Raw genomic sequence first — 19,885 nt, forward strand, 5'->3', positions numbered from 1 at the left:
GGGGGCGGCCGGGGCGGCCGGAGCCGGAGCAGCGGCGGCCGGGGCCGGAGCGGCGGGAGCCGGGGCAGCGGCCGGGGCCGCACCCGGGGCACCGATGACGGCCAGCTTGGCGCCGACCTCAGCGGTCTCGTCCTCGGCGACCGTGATCTCCAGCAGCACACCCGAGGTGGGCGCCGGGATCTCGGTGTCGACCTTGTCCGTGGAGACCTCGAGCAGCGGCTCGTCGGCCTCGACGGAGTCGCCGACCGACTTCAGCCAGCGGGTGACGGTGCCCTCGGTGACGGACTCGCCGAGCGCGGGCAGGACGACGTCCGTGCCCTCGGCGGAGCCGGCGCCGGTGGCGGCCTCGGCGGTGGGAGCGGGCGCCGGAGCGGCCTGCTCGGTGGAGGGGGCCGCGGCGGCCGGCTCCGGAGCCGCGGCGGGCTCGGGCGCGGGCTCGGCGGCGGGGGCCGGGGCGGCAGCGGGCGCGCCCGAGCCGTCGTCGATGACGGCCAGCTCGGCGCCGACCTCGACCGTCTCGTCCTCGGCGACCTTGATGGAGGCCAGGATGCCGGCGGCGGGGGAGGGGATCTCGGTGTCGACCTTGTCGGTCGACACCTCGAGCAGCGGCTCGTCGGCCTCTACTCGCTCACCCTCGGCCTTCAGCCAGCGGGTGACAGTGCCCTCGGTGACGCTCTCGCCGAGCGCCGGAAGGGTTACGGAAACCGCCATGGTTTCGGTTGCTCCTTACGAATTGCGGAAGTCTGTGTCGTCGCGAAGTCGCTTCGTCGACCGAGGGTCAGTCGTGAGCGTGCAGCGGCTTGCCGGCCAGTGCCAGGTGGGCCTCGCCGAGCGCCTCGTTCTGCGTCGGGTGGGCGTGGATGAGCTGGGCGACCTCGGCCGGCAGCGCCTCCCAGTTGTAGATCAGCTGGGCTTCGCCGACCTGCTCGCCCATGCGGTCGCCGACCATGTGGACGCCGACCACGGCACCGTCCTTGACCTGGACGAGCTTGATCTCGCCCGCGGTCTGGAGGATCTTGCTCTTGCCGTTGCCCGCCAGGTTGTACTTCAGAGCGACGACCTTGTCCGCACCGTAGATCTCCTTGGCCTTGGCCTCGGTGATACCGACGGAGGCGACCTCCGGGTGGCAGTAGGTCACGCGGGGGACACCGTCGTAGTCGATCGGGACGGCCTTGAGACCGGCCAGACGCTCCGCCACCAGGATGCCCTCGGCGAAGCCGACGTGCGCGAGCTGGAGGGTCGGGACCAGGTCGCCGACGGCGGAGATGGTGGGGACGTTCGTCCGCATGTACTCGTCGACCAGGACATAGCCGCGGTCCATCGCGACGCCCTGCTCCTCGTAACCGAGACCGGCGGAGACCGGGCCACGGCCGACGGCGACGAGCAGGAGCTCGGCCTCGAACTCCTTGCCGTCGGCGAGGGTGACCTTGACGCCGTTGGCGGTGTACTCGGCCTTCGAGAAGAAGGTGCCCAGGTTGAACTTGATGCCGCGCTTGCGGAACGCGCGCTCAAGAAGCTTGGAGGAGTTCTCGTCCTCGACCGGGACGAGGTGCTTGAGGCCCTCGATCACCGTGACGTCGGTGCCGAAGGACTTCCACGCGGAGGCGAACTCGACGCCGATGACGCCGCCGCCGAGCACGATCGCGGACTGCGGGACGCGGTCCAGGACCAGCGCGTGGTCGGAGGAGATGATGCGGTTGCCGTCGATCTCCAGGCCCGGCAGCGACTTCGGCACGGAGCCGGTCGCCAGGAGCACGTGGCGACCCTGGATGCGCTGGCCGTTCACGTCGACGGAGGTGGGGGAGGACAGTCGGCCCTCACCCTCGATGTACGTCACCTTGCGGGACGCGATGAGACCCTGCAGACCCTTGTACAGGCCCGAGACGACGCCGTCCTTGTACTTGTGGACGGCCGCGATGTCGATGCCCTCGAAGGTGGCCTTCACGCCGAACTGACCGGCCTCGCGGGCCTGGTCGGCGATCTCTCCGGCGTGCAGCAGAGCCTTGGTGGGGATGCAGCCGTTGTGCAGGCAGGTACCGCCGACCTTGCCCTTCTCGATCAGGGCGACGTCAAGCCCCAGCTGCGCCCCGCGCAGGGCCGCGGCGTAACCGCCACTACCACCGCCGAGGATCACTAGGTCGAAAACGGTGCTGGCGTCGTTCGCCACGTCACGTCCTCCATGCATGTGCGCCGTACGCCGGTCTCCTGTGACCGCGCGGCGGCTGGTGTCCGGCCGCTCTTTCTTCGGCCCTGTGTGGGGGCCCTGTCCTGCCGAGTGCCATCTTCGCACTTGTCGGAGGAGAACGAGACGCCGGGCCGGGGTGTGAGACACCACACGCTCACATGTGAGGACCTCACTGTGAGACAGGGGTCGCCGTGAGACATCCAGGGGCCGCGGGGCAGTGTCGACATGCGGCTCCGCCGGGCCTACGGGACACCGGCCCACCTAGGGGCGCGGGGAACTGCGCGACCGGCCACGACCGGTCCGCACTCGCCCACGCCCCTCAGCGATCGAGCTCTCAGGCGAAGGTCACCCCAGGTCGCCCGCGGCAGTCAGCTCCGCCAGCCGCACCAGCGTCCGCACAGCGGTACCCGTGCCGCCCTTGGGCGTGTACCCGAACGGCCCACCCTCGTTGAACGCGGGACCCGCGATGTCCAGGTGCGCCCACGTGATGCCCTCGCCCACGAACTCCCGCAGGAAGAGCCCCGCGACGAGCCCGCCACCCATCCGCTCACCCATGTTCGCGAGATCGGCCGTGGGGGAGTCCATCCCCTTACGGAGGTGCTCCGGCAGCGGCATCGGCCAGGAAGGCTCACCCACCTCGGCCGCGGCCTCGTACACCGCGGAGCGGAACGCGTCGTCGTTCGCCATGATCCCGAACGTCCGGTTGCCCAGCGCCAGCATCATCGCGCCGGTCAGCGTCGCCACGTCGACGATCGCGTCCGGCTTCTCAGCGGAGGCGGCCCACAGGGCGTCGGCGAGGACCAGCCGGCCCTCCGCGTCGGTGTTGAGCACCTCGACCGTCTTGCCGCTGTACATCCGCAGCACGTCACCCGGCCGCACGGCCGAACCCGACGGCATGTTCTCGGCGAGCGCCAGCCACGCGGTGACGTTCACTTCCAGACCGAGCCGCGCGACGGCGACGATGGCGGCGAAGACCGCGGCCGCCCCGCTCATGTCGCACTTCATCGTCTCGTTGTGACCGGCCGGCTTCAGCGAGATGCCGCCCGAGTCGTACGTGATGCCCTTGCCGACGAGCGCGAGGTGCTTCTTCGCCTTGGCGGAGGTGTACGACAGCTTCACCAGCCGGGGCGCCGCCGCCGAACCGCCGCCGACGCCCAGGATGCCGCCGTAGCCACCCTTGAGCAGTGCCTTCTCGTCGAGCACCTGCACCTTGATGCCGTGCTCCTTGGCCGCGGCCTGCGCGACGGCCGCGAAGGCCTCCGGGTACAGGTCGTTCGGCGGGGTGTTGACGAGGTCACGGGCCCGGTTGAGCTCCTCGGTGACCGCGAGGGCACGCTCCACGGCCGCCTTGTACGCCTTGTCGCGCGGCTTGCCGCCGAGGAGGGCGACCTCGGCGAGGGGCGCCTTGCCGTTCTTCGGGTCCTTGGCGTTCTCCTTGTACGCGTCGAAGGAGTACGCGCCGAGGAGGGCGCCCTCGGCGATCGCGCCGGCGTCGGCGGCGTCCGTCAGCGGCAGCGCGAAGGCGGCCTTCTTGGAGCCGGTCAGCAAACGGGCGGCGGCGCCGGCGGCCCGGCGGAGCACCTCGGAGTCGAAGGAGGAGTCCTTCTCGGGCTCCGGGCCGAGCCCCACCGCCACCACGAGGGGGGTCTTGAAGCCGGACGGCGCCGGCAGCTTCGTCACCTCGCCCTCGGCGCCGGAGGCACCGAGGGTCTCCAGGACACCGGCGAGGCTGCCGTCGTAGGCCTTGTCCACAGCTTCGGCGCCCGGGGCGACGACAAGGCGCCCGGCCTTGGACGCAGTGCCCTTGGCGACACCGATCACGATCGCGTCGGCCCGCAGGCCGGGCGCCGCGGCGGTGCTGAGAGTGAGAGCAGTCACGGTGGTGAAATCTCGCTTCCGATGTGAAGTTCAGTTGGCCGAGTGTGGGTGGGTCGACCGGGCCCGACAGCCGACCCTAGAACCGCGTCCGGGGGCGGCATCGACCGGGGCCTTCACCCCGTCGATGAACACCCGGAACGAGCCTACGCGCGTACGGCTGGTTCGCTCATTCCTACGGGCGTTCACCTGTGAGTGGCGTCATGGCCACTTCTCAATCCTTACTCCCGGTGACCTCAGTCACACTCCTCGTGTTCCGGTGAGCGCATGGCTCGCCGCTTTGCATGATTTCCACTGATCATCCTTGGATTTACCACAAGGGGATCTTCTGGGGGAGGACACACACAATGGCGCAGAGTGCGCACAGATGGAGAGGCGCCGCCGCTGCCCTGACCGCCGCCGGGCTACTGGCGTTGGGGCTCGGAGCACCAGGTGCGGCGGCCGCGGGGACGCCGCGCATCGATCTCAAAGTACTGGTCGTGGACAACGGCGACAGCCCGGTCCAGGCCATCACCGCCCAGCTGAAGAGCACGGGCATCCCGTACACCACCGTCGACCTGAACGACGCGAACCGCCCCGCCATCACGGCCGCGTTCCTCAGCGACACGGTCAACGGCACGCCCCGGGCCAGGTATCAGGGTGTCGTCCTGCCCAACGAGGCCCCGTTCGGCGCCGGTTCGCCCGAACAGACCGCGCTGGAGACCTACGAGAAGACGTACGGCATCCCGCAGGTCGACGCCTACACCTGGGCGCACCCGGGCGTCGGCCTGGAGTACAGCAGCTACTCCGGCTCGCTGGACGGACAGGCCGCGGGTATCACGGCCGCCGGCAGGTCGGGGTACTTCGGATACCTCGACGGCGCCCTCACCTTCGAGGACAACTCCCCGTCGGTGATGGAGAGTTACGGCTATGTGGCCACCCCCGGGGCGGGCTTCACCAGCTATGTCGACACCGCCGTGCCCGGCGGCTCGGGCCGCGGCAGCCTCGTCGGCGAGTACGTCCACGACGGGCGCCGCGAACTCGTCGTGACCTTCGCGTACAACCAGTACCAGCAGCAGTTCCGGGTACTCGCCCGCGGCATCGTCGAGTGGCTGACCCAAGGGGTGCACCTGGGACAGGCGCGCAACTACTTCGCCGTGCACGTCGACGACGTCTTCGCCCCCGACAGCCGCTGGGACACCGAACACAACTGCACCCCCGGCGACTCCGACTGCGCGGGCGGTGACGGCACGGGAACCACACCGATCCGGATGACCGCCGCCGACGCGGTCCGCGCCGCCCAGTGGCAGCAGGAGCAGGGCTTCACGCTCGACATGGTCTACAACGCCGGTTCCGGCGAGGAGTGGAAGACCGAGAACGGCGGCACGGACGCCTTCGCCACCCAGCTGCTCGCCGACAAGGCCAAGTACCGCTGGATCAACCACACGTACACGCACAAGTTCCTCGGCTGCGTCCAGGACACCTCCACGGTGCCGTGGAGCTGCGCGAAGAACACCAGCGGCACGACCCAGTACATGAGCCGGGCCGACATCTCCGCGGAGATCCGCGACAACTACAACTGGGGTGTCACCAAGGGCCTTCCGCTGACCCGCGCCGAGCTGGTCACCGGCGAGCACTCGGGCCTGAAGACACTGCCGCAGCAGCCGAACGACAACCCCAACCTCGCCGGCGCCCTCGCCGACAACGGCATCAAGTGGACCGCCTCCGACAACTCCCGTGAACCCGACCAGCGTTCGGTCGGCAGCGGCGCCCTGACCGTGCCCCGCTACCCGATGAACGTGTACTACAACGTGGGTACGAACGCCGAGATGGTCGACGAGTACAACTGGATCTACGCCTCGGCGGCCGACGGCGGCAGCGGCATCTGCGAGAACAACCCGTCCTCCACCTGCCTGGCCGAGCCGCTCGACCCGGCCACGGGCTACACGTCGTACATCGTCCCCCAGGAGGCCCGCACCGCCCTCGGACACGCCATCAGCAACGACCCGCGCCCGCACTACGCCCACCAGTCCAACCTGGCCGAGGACCGGACCCTCTACCCGGTCATGAACAAGGTCCTCGCGGACTACCGGGCGCTCTTCGCCGACAACACCCCGGTCCAGAACCTCGCCCAGGCCGCCATCGGCACCGAACTCCAGCGCCGCGCCACCTGGCAGGCCGCGATCGCCTCCGGCAAGGTCACGGCGTACCGGGTCGGCACGACGGTCACGATCACGGCCCCGAACGGGACCCAGATCCCGGTGACGGCCCCGGAGGGAACAAGGCAGCAGCTCCTGATCGGCACGACCACCTTCGGCACGGCGTACGCGGGGAGGCGCTCGGCCTGGACCACGCCGGCGGCACTGCAGTCCGCGTTGACGCTGAAGCTGCCTTAGGGGGATCGCCCTCAGGGGCGCGGGGAACTGCGCGACCAGCCACAACGAGCCCGCAGCCGGGGTCCGGTCCGCAGTTCCCCGCACAACATCCGCACAACAGGGGGGAACCGCGCGGCGATGCGCACGGGCCGTCACGTCACCATGCTCACCGAAGGCACCTATCCACACGTCCACGGCGGCGTCAGCACCTGGTGCGACCAGCTCGTCAAGGGCATGCCGGAGGTCGACTTCCACATCCTCTCGCTCACCGGAAGCGGCCGCGAACCCGTGACCTGGGAGCTGCCGCCCAACGTCTACCGCCACACCTCGGTGCCGACCTGGGGCCCACGCCCCGGCCGCAAACACGCCCCGTACGGCAGGGCGCGGCGCCGTTTCGTCGACTCCTACGAGCGTTTCCTGCTCTCCTTCCTCGACCCCGAGGCCCCCTGCGACTTCGGCGAGGCCCTGTACGAGCTGGCCGAACTCGCCCGCGACGGACGCCTGTCGGCCGCACTGCGCACGGAGTCGGCGCTGCGCTCGCTGATGTGGATATGGACGATGCCGCACCTGGCGACGGCCGAGGCCCGCCCCACGGTCCACGACGCACTCACCGCGACGGACCTGCTGGAACACGCCCTGCGCCCCCTGGGCGTCCGCATCCCCGAGGACTCGGTGGCACACGCGGTGAGCAGCGGCCTGGCCACCCTGCCCGCCCTCGCCGCCCACCAGCTGGACGGCGTACCGTTCCTCCTCACCGAGCACGGCATCTACCTGCGCGAGCGCTACCTCGGCTACCGCTCGGACGCCCAGCGCTGGCCCGTGAAGGCGTTCATGCTCGGCTTCTACCGCGAGCTCAACTCCCTTGGCTACCGGGCCGCCGACCTCATCACCCCCTGCAACCAGTACAACCGCCGCTGGGAGGAGCGCGGCGGCGCCGAGGCCGACAAGATCCGCACGGTCTACAACGGCGTCGACCCCGCCGCCTTCCCGCACGCGGGACCCGAACCTGAGGTCCCGACCCTCACCTGGTGCGGCCGCGTCGACCCCATCAAGGACCTGGAGACCCTGATCCGCTCCTACGCCATGGTCCGCGCCGAGATGCCGGAGACCAGGCTCAGACTCTTCGGCCCGGTCCCGCCCGGCGGCGAGGAGTACAAGACCCGGCTGGAGAAGCTCGCCGCCGAACTCGGCGTCACCGACGGCCTCACCTTCGAGGGCCGTATCAGCGAGGTCTGGCGGGCCTACGCGGCCGGTCACGTGGTCATGCTCTCCTCCATCTCCGAGGGCTTCCCGTTCTCCATCATCGAGGCGATGTCCTGCGGCCGTACGACGGTGTCGACGGACGTCGGGGGAGTGAGCGAGGCGGTCGGCGACACGGGTCTGGTGGTGCCCCCGCGTGAGCCGGAGAAGCTGGCGGCAGCGGCCCTGACCCTGCTCAGGGACGACGAACGACGGCTGAAACTGGGCGAGTTGTCACGGCAGAGAGTGATCGACCGCTTCACACTGCGCCGCTCCGTGGACAATTTCCGGACGATCTACCAGGAGCTCGCCGGTATGCCCGAGGTGTACGAGCCCACGCTCGAGACCGTCGCCGACTGGACCCTCGAACTGCGCGACCCCTGGTACGCCGCGGTCGCGACGGACGGGGCCGGCTGGTGAGCGGATCCGTCTGGCTGCCCCCGGGTGCCCGCCCGGACACCCTGCCCAGCATCCCCAGGCAGCGCACCCCCAGCTGGGCCCAGCCCGATCCCCTCGACGAACTCGCCGAGCGCCTCGACGAGTTCGTCGCCGCGGCCGTCCACCCCGACGAGATAGCCGCGCTCCTGGAGTCCGACGGCATGTCCGACGACCAGATACGCGAGCGGTACGGCCTGAAGAACTCCTTCGCCCTCGCCGAGGAGCTCTACGAACGCGTCGAGCGCCGCTATCCCGAACCGGAGGGCCCGGTCCACGATCCGTGGCAGGTAGGCCTGTTGGGCTGCCTTCTGCGGGGCGTCGTCTTCGCCCTCCCCGGCTTCGGCTATGTACTGGGCGCCCCGCTGATGGCCGGCCCCAGAGACCTCGGCCTCCCGGCAGGCACGGTCCCCCTCCTCGCCGGCGCCCTGGTCGGCTGGACCTGGAACCAGGGCCTCGCGCACCGGGCGTACTCCTGGCTGGGCCTGGGAGACCGCGCGGCGGCGAAACGCAGCCTGCTGCTGGGGGCGCCGGTGGGCGTGGTGCTGGGCGCCCTGGTCGCCCTCCTGGTCGCGGGCGCGGGCGATATGACGGGGGTGGTCTTCGCCGCCGGCCAGTCCCTGTACCTGGGCGCATCGACAGTCCTGCTGGTCCTGGGCCGTGAACGTACGCTGCTGTACGCCCTGTTGCCGATGTCGGCCGGCGCGGCACTGGCCTTGGTGCACACCGTGCCGACGGCGGCGAGAATGGCCCTGCTGCTGGGCTCCCTGGCGGCTGTGGTGACTCTGGGGCTGGTTGAAGTCGCGCCCAGGGACAGCGAACCTCAGGGGCGCGGGGCCGTATGGAAATTGCGGCTACCGCGGCGTGGGCGCGACCGGCCACAGCGAACCCGCAGCCGACAAACGACAATGGGTCCCCAACTCTTTTCCTCTCTCCCCTACGCCCTGTTCGGTCTGGGCAGCGGAGTCCTGGTGCTGTATGCGGCCGCAGGCGACGCCGTCGCCGCCGTCGCCCTCACCCTCAGCATGGGCCCCGCCGAATGGCTCCTCCACCGCTTCCGCAGCGGCAGCCTCGCCGGTCTGCGCAACACCGGCACCGCAAGAGCCTTCTGGCGTACGACAGCCACCACGCTGATCGAGTGCCTGGCCATCTACCTGGTCACCCTCCTGGCCCTGGGCCTCGCCATGTCCGCCCTGTCGCCAGGCCTGCTCGTGCTGGGCGTGGTCCTCTGGACCGGACTGCTGCTCCAGTCCTTCGGCGCGATCCTCAGCGCGACGACGGTCTGCTGCGCAGCGGCTCTGACCCAGACGCTCGCGCTGCTGACCCACACAGGCGACCCGTACTGGGTCGGCCTGGCCGTCCACGGCACGGCGGCCGTGGCCCAGGCCGCCCTCGTCTGCGCCCTGTTGGGGAGAGCGACGGCCTACCGATGAGCACTCTCCTGATCCCGTACTACGAGCACCCGTCCGTCCGCCCCGCCGAATGGGAGGCGATCATCACGGCCGCACCCCGCCTCTACGGTGTCGTCCTCAACCCGGCCAGCGGCCCCGGCGACGCCCCCGACGAGGCCTTCGCCGAGGTCGCCGCGAGGCTGCGGGCCGCAGGCACACGGGTGTTGGGCTACGCCGACACGGACTACGCCCGCAGAGCGCCCGCCGACGTGGTCCGCGACCTCACACGCCACCACGACTGGTACGGCGCGGACGGCACCTTCCTGGACCAGGTCACCTCGGGCCCGGAGGAGTTCGCGTACTACCGGCGGCTCGCCACCGCCGTCCGAGGCACCCTCGTCCTGAACCACGGCACCACACCACACCCCTCCTACGCCCGCATCGCCGACGTCCTCGTCACCTTCGAGGGCACCTGGTCGACGTACCGCCGACAGCCCCCGCAACCCTGGCGCGGCGGCACGGACATACGGCTGTGCCACCTGGTGTACGGCGTCCCGGACGGCGTCGATCCGGCGACGGAGGGGGCGGACCTGTACTGCGCGGTCCCCGGGGTGGGAGATCATCCCTGGGGTACGTTGCCCCACACTCTGGAGCCCGCTCGGTGAGACGCGTTTTCTGGCTGGTCCCCCTGCTTCTGCTGGCCGCCTGCACGACGACCCCGGACGCGAAACCCGGCCCCCGCTGGCAGCCCGCCCCCGGCCTCGACTGGCAGTGGCAGCTCAGCGGCCGGACGGTCGACACCTCCGTCGACGTCCCGGTCTACGACATCGACGGCTTCGACCAGCCCAAGGCCACCGTCACCGCGCTGCACCGCGAGGGCCGCAAGGTGATCTGCTATCTCTCCACCGGCGCCTGGGAGAACTGGCGCCCCGACGCGCAGAAGTTCCCCAAGTCGGTCATCGGCCGCGGCAACGGCTGGGACGGCGAGAACTGGCTCGACATCCGCGAGACGGACGTCCTGGAGCCGTTGATGGCGGACCGCATGGACATGTGCCGTGAGAAGGGCTTCGACGCGGTGGAGCCCGACAACATGGACGGCTACAAGAACCGCACCGGCTTCCCTCTGAAGGCCGCCGACCAGCTCCGCTACAACCGCCTCATCGCGAAACTCGCCCACGACCGGGGCATGTCGGTGGGCTTGAAGAACGACCTGGACCAAATCCCCGAACTGGTCGACGACTTCGACTTCGCGGTCAACGAACAGTGCGCACAGTACGACGAGTGCGAGGCCAACACGCCGTTCATCGAGGCGAAGAAGGCGGTCTTCCACGTGGAGTACGAACTGCCGACGAGCAGGTTCTGCGCCGAGTCACGGAAGCTGAAGCTGAGTTCGATGCTGAAGAAGTACGAGCTGGGGGTCTGGCGCCGGGCATGTTGAAACAGGCCTGAAGGCACCCCACCCAGGGGCGCGGGGCTGTATTGAATCTGCGGCTACCGCCACGTGGACGCGACCAGCCACAGCGGACCCGCACTCAGCCACCCAGCGAAAGCACCACGAGCGCGGTCGTGGCCGCAGTCTCCGCGAGCCCTCCGAAGACATCCCCGGTCACCCCGCCGAAGCGCCGCGTGCAGTGCCGGAGCAGGAGTTCGGCAACCCCGGCGGCGACGACGACCGCGAGCACCGTACGGGCGATGTCGTACGGCCCGAGGAACGCTCCCGCGCAGGCTGCCGCCGACGTCACGGCAACGGCGACGATCACCGCACCCCGTACCGGCACCACTCCCGCGACCGCAGCCCCCAGCCCCTCGGGCCGCGCAGCCGGTACCCCGCGGCGAGCGGCCAGCGTCAGCGCCAGCCGGGCCGCCGTGGCCGACACGACCGCGGCCACGACACCCCGCGCCCACGACTCGCCGTACGCCTGCGCCAACGCCGCCACCTGCGCGAGCAGCACGAAGACGAGGGTGATGACCCCGAACGGCCCGATGTCGGACTGCTTCATGATCCGCAGCGCGTCCTCGGCAGGCTTACCGCTGCCGAGCCCGTCCGCGGTGTCGGCGAGCCCGTCGAGGTGGAGCCCCCGTGTGAGAGCGGCGGGCACCGCGGCGGAGCCGACCGCGGCGAGCAGCGGTCCCGAACCCAGGGCCAGCAACAGCAGACCCAGCGCGGCGGCCACCGCACCCACGACCACCCCCGCCAGCGGAGCGCACAGCATGCCTCCGCGCGCGGCGTCACGGTCCCAGCGGGTCACCTTGACCGGGAGCACGGTCAGGGTGCCGAAGGCGAAGCGGAGGCCGTCGGGCCAGGGAGTCGAAGAGGACGCAGACACCGGAGGAGGTTATCCGGCGGTCAGGAAGTCGCCACGGCCCACCCTGGATGCTGTGTTCTCCCGGGGGACAACCCCCGGACCCCCGGCAGGAAAACGGGTCGACAGAGGTGACTGATACCGATACCGCAAGCCATATATGACTAAAGTTCGCTTATGGGACATTGGCTCCAGCGGAACATCATCGAGCCGGGCAAACTGCCGCTGCTGCTCGCCCTCACCTCCTTCGTCGTCACCTTCCTGGTCACCCGGGTCATCACCCGGCTCATCCGCGCGGGCAAGGGTCCCTTCGGGAACGTCAGCTCCGGCGGGGTGCACATCCACCATGTGGTGCCCGGGGTCGTCCTGACGGTGGTCGGCGGCTTCGGTGCGGTGGGCAGTGGCCGGCACGGGTTCGGGGCGGCCGCGTGTGCGGTGATCTTCGGTGTCGGCGCGGGTCTCGTGCTGGACGAGTTCGCGCTGATCCTGCACCTCGACGACGTCTACTGGACGGAGGAGGGCCGCAAGAGCGTGGAGGTGGTCGTGCTGACCGCCGCCCTGGTGGGACTGGTGCTGTCGGGATTCTCGCCGTTCGGTGTCAACGACCTGAGCCAGGACGAGCTCCAGGGCCGGGCCAACGTGATCTCGACCGTGGTGGTCAACTTCCTGTTCGCCCTGGCCGTCCTGAGCAAGGGCAAGGCCCGTATGGCGATCTTCAGCGTCATCGTCCCGCTCGTCGGCCTGATCGGCTTCGTCCGCCTGGCTCGCCCGGGCTCACCCTGGGCCCGCCGCTTCTACCGCCGCCGCCCCCGCGCCCGCGCCAAGGCCACCCTGCGCGCCTACCACCACGACCGCCGCTGGGCGAGCCCGCGCCGCAGACTGGAGGACCTGATCGGCGGCAAACCCGATCCACAGGCCCTGCCGTGACAAAGCGCCCGCGAGGGACAGCTGACCTGAAGAGCCCCGTCCCGCGCACCCGGCCACCGACACTCCTGTCTGCCCGGTTCCGCGCCGCAGACTGTTGGACCTGATCGGCGGCAAGCCCGGTCCGCAGGCCCTGCCGTGGCGGGTCGCGCGCGGACCGACACCTGACGTGCCCCATCCACCGGCACGGACATCACCGGGGCGACGACCCCACGCGCCCGCTCACCGACACGGCCGTCTGCCGGGCGACGTCCCCGCGTCCCGCTCACCGACGTGGGCGCCGGCCGAGCGACGCCCGGCGTGTGCCCGGTCACCGCATCGCCATCCGCTCCGTGCGCCGCCGGTGGCGTAGCTCCGAGATCCCGCACAGGGACAGCACCGCCGCGATCGCCGCCAGATGTTCCTTGCCGGCGAGGTTGTCCTTCAGCAGCACCTCGACCACCATCGCCGCGATCACCACACCCCCGGTGACGTACGCGCGATAGCGCCAGGCCAGGAACACCGCGAGGCCCACCACGGCCGCCGAGGGGCCGGTGTCGACGACCTGGGAGTCCGTGCCCGGGAGGCCGAGCGGGCTGTCGGGGCCCAGCCAGATGCCGAGGCGTGCGTAGAGCGTGCCGGCGAGGGTGGCGGCGTAGGCGATGACCAGCGTGCGCCACCGGCCCAGGCAGGTCTCCGCGATGCCGAACACGATCAGGAGCTGCGTCAGCGCGCCCCACACGGGCAGGTCCAGCGCGGGTACGAACAACGACAAGGGCGTCCGCAGGAGGGCCGGCCACAGCGGATCCTCCGCCCGTACGGCCCCGACGTTCTGCACGAACTGATAGCCCCACGACCGGTTCTGCACGAACTGCAGCACCGCCGTCAGACACACCGCCCCGATCGCCATCGGCACCGCCCGCCACCGCCGCCGGACCAGTGGCCCGCGCACCGCGATGTACAGCAGCCCCCATTCGGTGCGGGCCCAGCGGGCGATCCTCGTCATCGGCGCGTCTCCAGGTGGTGTCCACCGTTGAAGACCGATCCGGAGGTCGAGCAGTTGACCGGCGCCCGAGTGACCTGGATCTCCCGGTATCGGGCGAGGAATCGGGCATGTCCCATGATTCCTGATCATATGGGTGCCCGTGTTCGTTCGGCCGGACCTACTCCTCCTTGTCCGGCTCGTCGACGCCCTTCTCGACGCCCTCCTCGGCGAGGGACGGCTTCTCCGGCAGCTCCGCGGCCAGCGCCGCCGCGGCCTGCACCAACGGCAGGGCCAGCAGCCCGCCGGCACCCTCCCCGACCGTCACCCCGTGCTCCAGTAGCGGCTCCAGCGCCATCCGGTCCAGCGCCTTCGCCTGCCCCGGCTCCCCGCTGTTGTGCGCGGCCAGCCACCAGTCCGGCGCCCGGAAGGCGATCCGCTGCCCGACCAGCGCACAGGCGGCGACCACGACCCCGTCGAGCACGACCGGCAGCTTGCGCACCGCACTCTGCAGCAGAAACCCGGTGATCGCCGCGAGATCGGCGCCGCCCACCGTCGCCAGCAGCTGCAGCTGATCCCCGAGCACCGGTCGGGCCCGCCGCAGCGCATCGCGGATCGCCGCGCACTTGCGCATCCAGGCGAGGTCGTCGATGGCCAGCCCGCCGCGCCCGGTCACCACGGACGCGTCGGTCCCGCACAACGCGGCCACCAGCACACCCGCCGCCGTCGTCCCGCCGACGCTCACATCGCCGAGCACCACCAGATCCGTACCGGAGTCGGCCTCCTCGTCGGCCACGGCGACCCCGGCCCGGAACGCGGCCTCCGCCTCCTCCAGGGTCAGCGCGTCCTCGACGTCGATACGACCGCTGCCGCGCCGCACCCGATGCCGTACGACCTCGCCGGGCAGCGACTCCGGATCGCAGTCCAGCGCCAGGTCGACGACTCGCACCGGTACCCCGAGCCGCCGTGCGAGCACGGACACCGGCCGCCCGCCCTCCAGGACCTCACGCACCAACTCCCCGGCGCTGCCCGCCGGTCGGGCCGAGACGCCGAGCTCGGCGATGCCGTGGTCACCGGCGAAGAGAACCACCCGCGGCTGTTCGATCGGCCGTACCGGAACGGCGGACTGTGCCGCCGACAGCCACTCACCCAGGTCGTCCAGGCGGCCCAGCGACCCGGGCGGCACGATCTGACGTTCCCGGCGCGCCTCGGCGTCGCGGCGTACCCCGCCGTCGGGGCGCTCGATCAGATCGGTGAAGTCGTCGAGATTAAGCGAGCTCATTCGCCGAACAGTACCGGCACCGATCGAACAGGACGGCGCCACATGGCCACCACGCGCACCCGACGTCGTTGCTCCCAAGATCGAGATCCCATACGTTCCGTTTTGCAGTGGAATGTCGTATGTCTCAGGGAGCCCCCATGAAACGCCTGCGCACCCGTGTCAGCGACCTCGACCAAAGACGGCGGTACCGCTCGACGGCCCGCGCGATGCTGAGACTGGACCCGGAGCCCGAAAGCTGGCTGGACGTCGGCACGGGCGACGCCCGCTTCCCGGCCGTGGCCAAGGCGCTGTTCCCCTACACGTCCTTCGACGGCCTCGACACCACTACGGCCGTACTCGGGGCCCGCGAGGCGGAGAGGGTGGAGGAGGCGTACATCGGCAGTCCGGCGGACCCGCACCTGACCAAGGCCCTCACCGGCCGTTACGACGTGGTCAGCGTCCTGAACCCCGTCGAGGACCTCGCCGCCGCCCTGGCGTTCCTCCGGCCGGGCGGCCATGTCCTGATGGAGACCGCGGGAGCCGCCGACGTCCTGCGCACGGAACTCGAAGCCCAGAACTGCACGGTCCTCCCGACGAACCGTCACCCCGTCCTCGACCGTCTGTCGAGGACGACCCGGGTGATCGCGCGCCGGGAGCCCTCACCCTCGTAGTGGCAGAGCCTGCCCCGCCACCACCAGCACCACGTGCTCGCACTCACCGGCGAACGCCGCGTTGAGCCGCCCGAGTTCGTCCCGGTAGCGCCGCCCGGAGGCCGTGGCCGGCACGATCCCCGATCCCACCTCGTTCGACACGGCGACGACGGTCCGCCGAGTCGCCCGCACCGCGTCCGTCAGCTCCCGCACCCGCTCCCGCAGCGCCCGCTCCCCGCCGTCGGCCCACTCCGCGTCGTCCCACGCCCCGACGGAGTCCATCGCGTCCGTCAGCCACAGCGACAGACAGTCGATCAGCAGCGCAGGCCCGTCGTCGGTGAGGAGCGGCACGAGGTCGCAGGTCTCGGCCGTACGCCAGGACCCGGGCCGCCGCTCGCGGTGCGTGGCCACGCGCGTGGCCCACTCGCCGTCCCCGTTGCGCGTGCCGCCGGTGGCGACGTACAGGACATCCGGGAACGCCTCCAACCGCCGCTCCGCCTCCACCGACTTCCCGGACCGTGCCCCGCCCAGCACCAGCGTCCGCCGGGGCACGTCCGGGACGTCCTCGTAGACGCCGACGGCCAGCGTCGTCCCGTCGGGCACGGCCCGCGCGCCCGCCGCCGCGAGCCGTCGCCGCAACTCCGCGCCGGGCGGCACGTCGTGGTCGAGATGGACGGCGATGACATCGGTGGCCGGTCCCATCGCACCGACCGCGCGCAGCTTGGCGAGCGCGTCCGGCCGCCCCACCACATCGGCGAGAACCATGTCGTAGCTGTCGCCGCCGTTCTCCTCCAGCCCGGCCGGAGCGCCCCGGGGCGGCAGATAGAGCAGCCGCTGCCCGTCAGGGCCGGTCACCGCGTACCCGGTCCCGGGCGCGTCCATCGCCACCGCCCGCACCCGATGCCCCGTCAGCAGCGCCAACTCCCGCCCGTCCGGCACCCGCCCCGGCTGCGGCAGCCCCGCCGGCACCTCCACGGCCGGCCCGTCGTGCGGATGCGACAGCAACACCTGCCGCACCTGTCCCAACGATTGCCCCGCCCGAGCCGCCGCGAACACCGCGCCGGGCGTGAGATCCAGCAGCAACGCCCCGTCGACGAGCAGCGCGGTGGCGGCCCGGGCGTCGGAGCCGAGCGCGGTCGCGCAGGCGGCGCAGGGACAGTCGGGTCGGGGAAGGCCTGAGGGAGCGCCGGTGCCAAGGAGAGTCAGTTCCACGGCACGATTTTCGCCGGTCACTGCTGATCTTGCGCGCGCTGGATGCCGTCAAGGGGCGCGGGGCTGTGTACATATGCGGCTCCGCCGCGGGGCGCGACCAGTCCCCACCGGCCCGCAGACGACGGACAACCTCCCAGCTGAGCGCATAGGCTCAGGGCACCGTGTTCACAGAGGGAGGCCTGTATGGCGGCATGGACGTGGCGATTCGAGAAGGCCGACGGGACGGAGGTTCAGCCCGCGGTGCAACCCGAGGAGTTCACCACGCAGGGGGATGCCGAATCCTGGGTCGGTGAGTACTGGAAGGACCTCGCGGAGGGCGGCGCGGACCAGGTGCACCTGTTCGAGGACAGTACGAAGATCTACGGCCCGATGAGCCTGCACGCCGAAGAGGCGTAAGCCCGAGGAACGGGGCGGCCGATTCCCGGCCGCCCCTTCTCACTGCGCGCCCAGCGTCACATCCGCCGTCTTCTCGGCCCCGTCCCGCGTGTACGTCACCGTCGCCTTGTCACCCGGCGAGTCCGCGGCCAGCGCCTCGGACAGGGACGTGATCGTCGAGATACCGGTGTCACCGAGCTTGGTGATGACGTCCCCGGCCTCGATGCCGGCCTTGTCGGCGGCCCTGCCGCTCTCCACCTCGACGACCGCGACCCCCGCGGCCCGGTAGCTGTCGTCCACGACCGTAGGGCCGGTGATGTTGAGCGCGGCCCGGCCCGAGCCGGTGACCTTGCCGTCCTTGATGATCTGGTCGGCGACCGTCTTCACCGTCGACGCGGGGATCGCGAACCCGATGCCCGGCGCCGCGCTGTCACCCATGCCGGGGTCGGTCGCCGCGAGCGTCGGGATGCCGATGACCTGCCCGTCGAGATTGGCGAGGGCGCCGCCGCTGTTGCCCGGGTTGATGGCCGCGGACGTCTGCACCATGTTGGCGATCGTCGCCCCCGTACCTCCCCCCACTCTCGGCTTCGCTCGAGCGGGGGGAACCCCCATTCCGTCCGTCCCTCGGTGACGGTCCGTCCGGTCGCCGAGACAATGCCCTGCGTGGCGCTGGACGACAGCCCGAGCGGTGAGCCCATCACCAGCACGATCTGCCCGACCTCGACCTTCGAGGAGTCCCCGAAGATGGCCGCCTTCAGTCCGTCCGGCACCTTGTCCAGCTTGATGACGGCGAGGTCCTGGTCCGGGTAGGCGTGGGCGAGTTTCGCGGTCAGCACCGCCTCGCTGTTGGCGGTCGTCACCTGGAAGGTCTTCTCGTCCCCGACGACATGGGCGTTGGTGACGATGTGCCCCTTGTTGTCAAGACGACCCCGGACCCAGGTCACTGCCGGCCTGGAGATCGCTGTCCGCGGCGGGAGCGGCGGCCTGCGTGGTCGGCTCCTGGGTCTTCCCGGAGGAGCCGGAGTCGGAACATCCGCAGACGAGCGCGAGGGAACACGCGAGCGCGGCGACGGGCACGACGAGGCGGAGGGCACGGGTGCGGGTGGCGTCCATGCCCCGAGTCTCTCCACCGGGTGAATATCCGGCTTGTACTGCTCACCCGAACGAGCGCACCCTCAGCCCCGCACTCCGCACAGGTGCAGCAGCGCCGCGACCCGACGGTACGGATCCGTCCGCCCGGCCCGCTCCTCGGCGGCCAGCAGCGTCTCCACGTCGTCCGGGATCTCCGCCCCGTCCGCCGCCGTGTCCGTGAACACCCGCACCCCGAACCAGGCGTGCAGCGGTGCCGCGATCCCGGCCAGCGTCGCGGTCAGCGTCTCCAGCCGGTCCGCCCGGACATCGAGCCCGAGCCGGTTGGTGTACGACACGGTGTCGAAGGCCTCGAGCGCGCCGGCCCAGTCGCCCGACAGACCCGGCCGCATCGCCAGCGCGTCCGCGTTCCGCACGAGCAGCGACAGCAGCCCGCCCGGTGCGAGCATCCGCGCCAGCCCCGCCAGCAGGGGATCCGGCTCCTCGACGTACATGAGTACGCCGTGGCACAGCACGACGTCGAAACTGCCCGGCAGGAAGTGGACCCCGGTGTCCCGGCCGTCCCCCTCGATGATCCGCATCCGCTCCCGGATGCCCTCGGGCTCGGCGCACAGGGACTCCCGGGCCGCCGCGACCATCGTGGCGTCCTGTTCGAGCCCGGTCACCTGATGCCCGGCCCGGGCCAGACGCAGCGCCTGGGTGCCCTGGCCCATCCCGACGTCGAGCACACGCAGCCGCTGCCCCACCGGGAAGCGCCCGGCTATCTGCTCGTCGAGCTGCCGGGCCACCAGCTCCTGTCGTACGACATCCCGCAACCCGCCCAGCCTGCTCAGCCAGGCATCCGCCGCGCCCCCGGTGAACGGCGTAGTGCTCAGGGCCGCTCTCCGCGCTTGACCTGCGGCTTTGGCAGCCGGAGCCGACGCATCTGGAGCGAACGCATGAGGGCGTAGGCGACCGCGCCCTTCTTGGACTGGTCCGGGAAGCGCTCGGCGAGCCGCTTCTTCAGACGGATGCCCGTGAGGATCGAGTCGAGCACGATCAGCACGATCACGACGAGCCACAGCAGCAGCGCGATGCTCTGCAACGCGCCCACCTGCACCATGCTCAGCACGAGGATGATCACGGCCATCGGCAGGAAGAACTCCGCCACGTTGAACCGCGAGTCGATGAAGTCGCGAGCGAACTTGCGGACCGGGCCCTTGTCGCGGGCCGGTAGGTACCGCTCGTCGCCCCCGGCCAGCGCCTGGCGCTGCTTCTCCAGCTGCGCACGACGCTCGTCGCGCTGGCGCTTGGAGGCGTCCTTGCGCGTCATCGACGTATTGGCCACGCTGCGACGCTGCGACTGGGCCTCGCTCCGCTTGGGAGTGGGGCGGCCCTTCTTCGCCTCGGGGTGGCGGATCTGACTGGAGTCGGTCACCTGCGCCTTGTCGGCGGGGGTGGCTTTCTCGTCCTTGGTGGAACGGCTACGGAACACAAAACCCAAGGGTAAGGGGTGCCCGGGGTTGGACCCCAGCCCGGTGGGGAACGATCCGGCAACACCAGTCGTCATGTAGGGGGACAGAGGGGACGTCCGGTGGCCGACTGCTCACCCTGAAGGTCACCTACTCCTTACGCCGGAGCAAGGCCTTGGT

At 70.9% G+C, this 19,885-nt stretch carries 17 protein-coding genes and 1 pseudogene; 8 read left to right on the forward strand and 10 right to left on the reverse strand.

What is annotated here, in order from left to right:
• From TN53_RS33785 to TN53_RS33795, 3 genes are all read right to left on the reverse strand, one after another.
• Positions 1-711 (reverse strand): biotin/lipoyl-containing protein (locus TN53_RS33785; protein WP_046262594.1); only part of this gene is annotated, 711 nt, incomplete at its 3' end.
• Between the two features lie 67 nt (positions 712-778).
• A complete protein-coding gene (gene lpdA / locus TN53_RS33790; RefSeq protein ID WP_046262595.1) occupies positions 779-2,167 on the reverse strand; it encodes a dihydrolipoyl dehydrogenase in 1,389 nt (462 codons plus the stop codon).
• Between the two features lie 363 nt (positions 2,168-2,530).
• Positions 2,531-4,063 carry a leucyl aminopeptidase gene (locus tag TN53_RS33795; protein WP_046262596.1) on the reverse strand — a complete coding sequence of 511 codons (1,533 nt, stop codon included), beginning with the start codon at positions 4,061-4,063 and terminating at the stop codon, positions 2,531-2,533.
• A 344-nt stretch (positions 4,064-4,407) separates the two neighbouring features.
• Between TN53_RS33795 and TN53_RS33800 the strand changes: the two genes are divergently transcribed.
• The 5 genes from TN53_RS33800 to TN53_RS33820 all read left to right on the forward strand — a co-directional run bounded on the left by TN53_RS33800 (position 4,408) and on the right by TN53_RS33820 (position 10,917).
• On the forward strand, positions 4,408-6,435 hold the full coding sequence (locus tag TN53_RS33800; RefSeq protein ID WP_046262597.1) for a hypothetical protein: 2,028 nt from the start codon (positions 4,408-4,410) through the stop codon (positions 6,433-6,435).
• 117 nt (positions 6,436-6,552) lie between these two features.
• The gene (gene pelF, locus TN53_RS33805) at positions 6,553-8,073 is read left to right on the forward strand and encodes a GT4 family glycosyltransferase PelF (protein WP_046262598.1); all 1,521 of its coding nucleotides are present in this window, start codon (positions 6,553-6,555) and stop codon (positions 8,071-8,073) included.
• Complete coding sequence (locus TN53_RS33810) at positions 8,070-9,521, forward strand: hypothetical protein (RefSeq protein ID WP_046262599.1); 1,452 nt, start codon at positions 8,070-8,072, stop codon at positions 9,519-9,521. The genes pelF and TN53_RS33810 overlap by 4 nt, the downstream gene beginning before the upstream one ends.
• Entirely contained in the window at positions 9,518-10,144 is a 627-nt protein-coding gene (locus TN53_RS33815) for a spherulation-specific family 4 protein (protein WP_046262600.1), read from the forward strand. Before TN53_RS33810 ends, TN53_RS33815 begins: the two co-directional genes overlap by 4 nt.
• A complete protein-coding gene (locus TN53_RS33820; RefSeq protein WP_046262601.1) occupies positions 10,141-10,917 on the forward strand; it encodes an endo alpha-1,4 polygalactosaminidase in 777 nt (258 codons plus the stop codon). Before TN53_RS33815 ends, TN53_RS33820 begins: the two co-directional genes overlap by 4 nt.
• A 94-nt stretch (positions 10,918-11,011) precedes the next feature.
• Here the strand turns inward: TN53_RS33820 and TN53_RS33825 are convergent, their stop codons facing one another.
• Complete coding sequence (locus TN53_RS33825; RefSeq protein WP_046262602.1) at positions 11,012-11,806, reverse strand: adenosylcobinamide-GDP ribazoletransferase; 795 nt, start codon at positions 11,804-11,806, stop codon at positions 11,012-11,014.
• Positions 11,807-11,959: 153 nt separating this feature from the next.
• Between TN53_RS33825 and TN53_RS33830 the strand changes: the two genes are divergently transcribed.
• Positions 11,960-12,709 carry a hypothetical protein gene (locus TN53_RS33830; RefSeq protein ID WP_046262603.1) on the forward strand — a complete coding sequence of 250 codons (750 nt, stop codon included), beginning with the start codon at positions 11,960-11,962 and terminating at the stop codon, positions 12,707-12,709.
• A 307-nt stretch (positions 12,710-13,016) separates the two neighbouring features.
• Here TN53_RS33830 and TN53_RS47535 read toward each other — a convergent pair whose 3' ends face one another.
• Positions 13,017-13,691: a hypothetical protein gene (locus TN53_RS47535; protein ID WP_046262604.1), complete on the reverse strand. Its 675-nt coding sequence runs from the start codon at positions 13,689-13,691 to the stop codon at positions 13,017-13,019.
• A gap of 157 nt (positions 13,692-13,848) precedes the next feature.
• Positions 13,849-14,949 (reverse strand): nicotinate-nucleotide--dimethylbenzimidazole phosphoribosyltransferase, encoded by a 1,101-nt coding sequence (gene cobT / locus TN53_RS33840; protein WP_046262605.1) that lies wholly within the window; start codon positions 14,947-14,949, stop codon positions 13,849-13,851.
• A 137-nt stretch (positions 14,950-15,086) separates the two neighbouring features.
• On the opposite strand from cobT, the gene TN53_RS33845 reads away from it, so the two are divergent.
• The gene (locus TN53_RS33845) at positions 15,087-15,599 is read left to right on the forward strand and encodes a methyltransferase domain-containing protein (protein WP_046262606.1); all 513 of its coding nucleotides are present in this window, start codon (positions 15,087-15,089) and stop codon (positions 15,597-15,599) included.
• Here TN53_RS33845 and TN53_RS33850 read toward each other — a convergent pair.
• Entirely contained in the window at positions 15,588-16,790 is a 1,203-nt protein-coding gene (locus tag TN53_RS33850) for a bifunctional adenosylcobinamide kinase/adenosylcobinamide-phosphate guanylyltransferase (protein ID WP_046262607.1), read from the reverse strand. The genes TN53_RS33845 and TN53_RS33850 overlap by 12 nt on opposite strands.
• Before the next feature lie 183 nt (positions 16,791-16,973).
• On the opposite strand from TN53_RS33850, the gene TN53_RS33855 reads away from it, so the two are divergent.
• The gene (locus TN53_RS33855; RefSeq protein WP_046262608.1) at positions 16,974-17,186 is read left to right on the forward strand and encodes a hypothetical protein; all 213 of its coding nucleotides are present in this window, start codon (positions 16,974-16,976) and stop codon (positions 17,184-17,186) included.
• A gap of 39 nt (positions 17,187-17,225) precedes the next feature.
• Here the strand turns inward: TN53_RS33855 and TN53_RS33860 are convergent.
• The 3 genes and pseudogenes from TN53_RS33860 to TN53_RS33870 form a co-directional block, all read right to left on the reverse strand.
• Positions 17,226-18,278 (reverse strand): annotated as a pseudogene (locus TN53_RS33860) (S1C family serine protease).
• A 62-nt stretch (positions 18,279-18,340) separates the two neighbouring features.
• Positions 18,341-19,042 carry a methyltransferase domain-containing protein gene (locus TN53_RS33865; protein WP_046262609.1) on the reverse strand — a complete coding sequence of 234 codons (702 nt, stop codon included), beginning with the start codon at positions 19,040-19,042 and terminating at the stop codon, positions 18,341-18,343.
• Between the two features lie 83 nt (positions 19,043-19,125).
• Positions 19,126-19,803: a DUF3043 domain-containing protein gene (locus TN53_RS33870; RefSeq protein ID WP_095046879.1), complete on the reverse strand. Its 678-nt coding sequence runs from the start codon at positions 19,801-19,803 to the stop codon at positions 19,126-19,128.
• Positions 19,804-19,885: the final 82 nt, after the last annotated feature.

Origin of the sequence: Streptomyces sp. WM6386 (assembly GCF_000972385.1) — a bacterium.
GTDB lineage: Bacteria > Actinomycetota > Actinomycetes > Streptomycetales > Streptomycetaceae > Streptomyces.

Coding starts and splice junctions, on each gene's coding strand:
- TN53_RS33830 (WP_046262603.1), top strand. CDS start 11,960: ATGGGACATTGGCTCCAGCGGAACATCATCGAGCCGGGCAAACTGCCG.
- TN53_RS33800 (WP_046262597.1), top strand. CDS start 4,408: ATGGCGCAGAGTGCGCACAGATGGAGAGGCGCCGCCGCTGCCCTGACC.
- TN53_RS33815 (WP_046262600.1), top strand. CDS start 9,518: ATGAGCACTCTCCTGATCCCGTACTACGAGCACCCGTCCGTCCGCCCC.
- TN53_RS47535 (WP_046262604.1), bottom strand. CDS start 13,691: ATGACGAGGATCGCCCGCTGGGCCCGCACCGAATGGGGGCTGCTGTAC.
- cobT (WP_046262605.1), bottom strand. CDS start 14,949: ATGAGCTCGCTTAATCTCGACGACTTCACCGATCTGATCGAGCGCCCC.
- TN53_RS33845 (WP_046262606.1), top strand. CDS start 15,087: ATGAAACGCCTGCGCACCCGTGTCAGCGACCTCGACCAAAGACGGCGG.
- pelF (WP_046262598.1), top strand. CDS start 6,553: ATGCGCACGGGCCGTCACGTCACCATGCTCACCGAAGGCACCTATCCA.
- TN53_RS33870 (WP_095046879.1), bottom strand. CDS start 19,803: ATGACGACTGGTGTTGCCGGATCGTTCCCCACCGGGCTGGGGTCCAAC.
- TN53_RS33855 (WP_046262608.1), top strand. CDS start 16,974: ATGGCGGCATGGACGTGGCGATTCGAGAAGGCCGACGGGACGGAGGTT.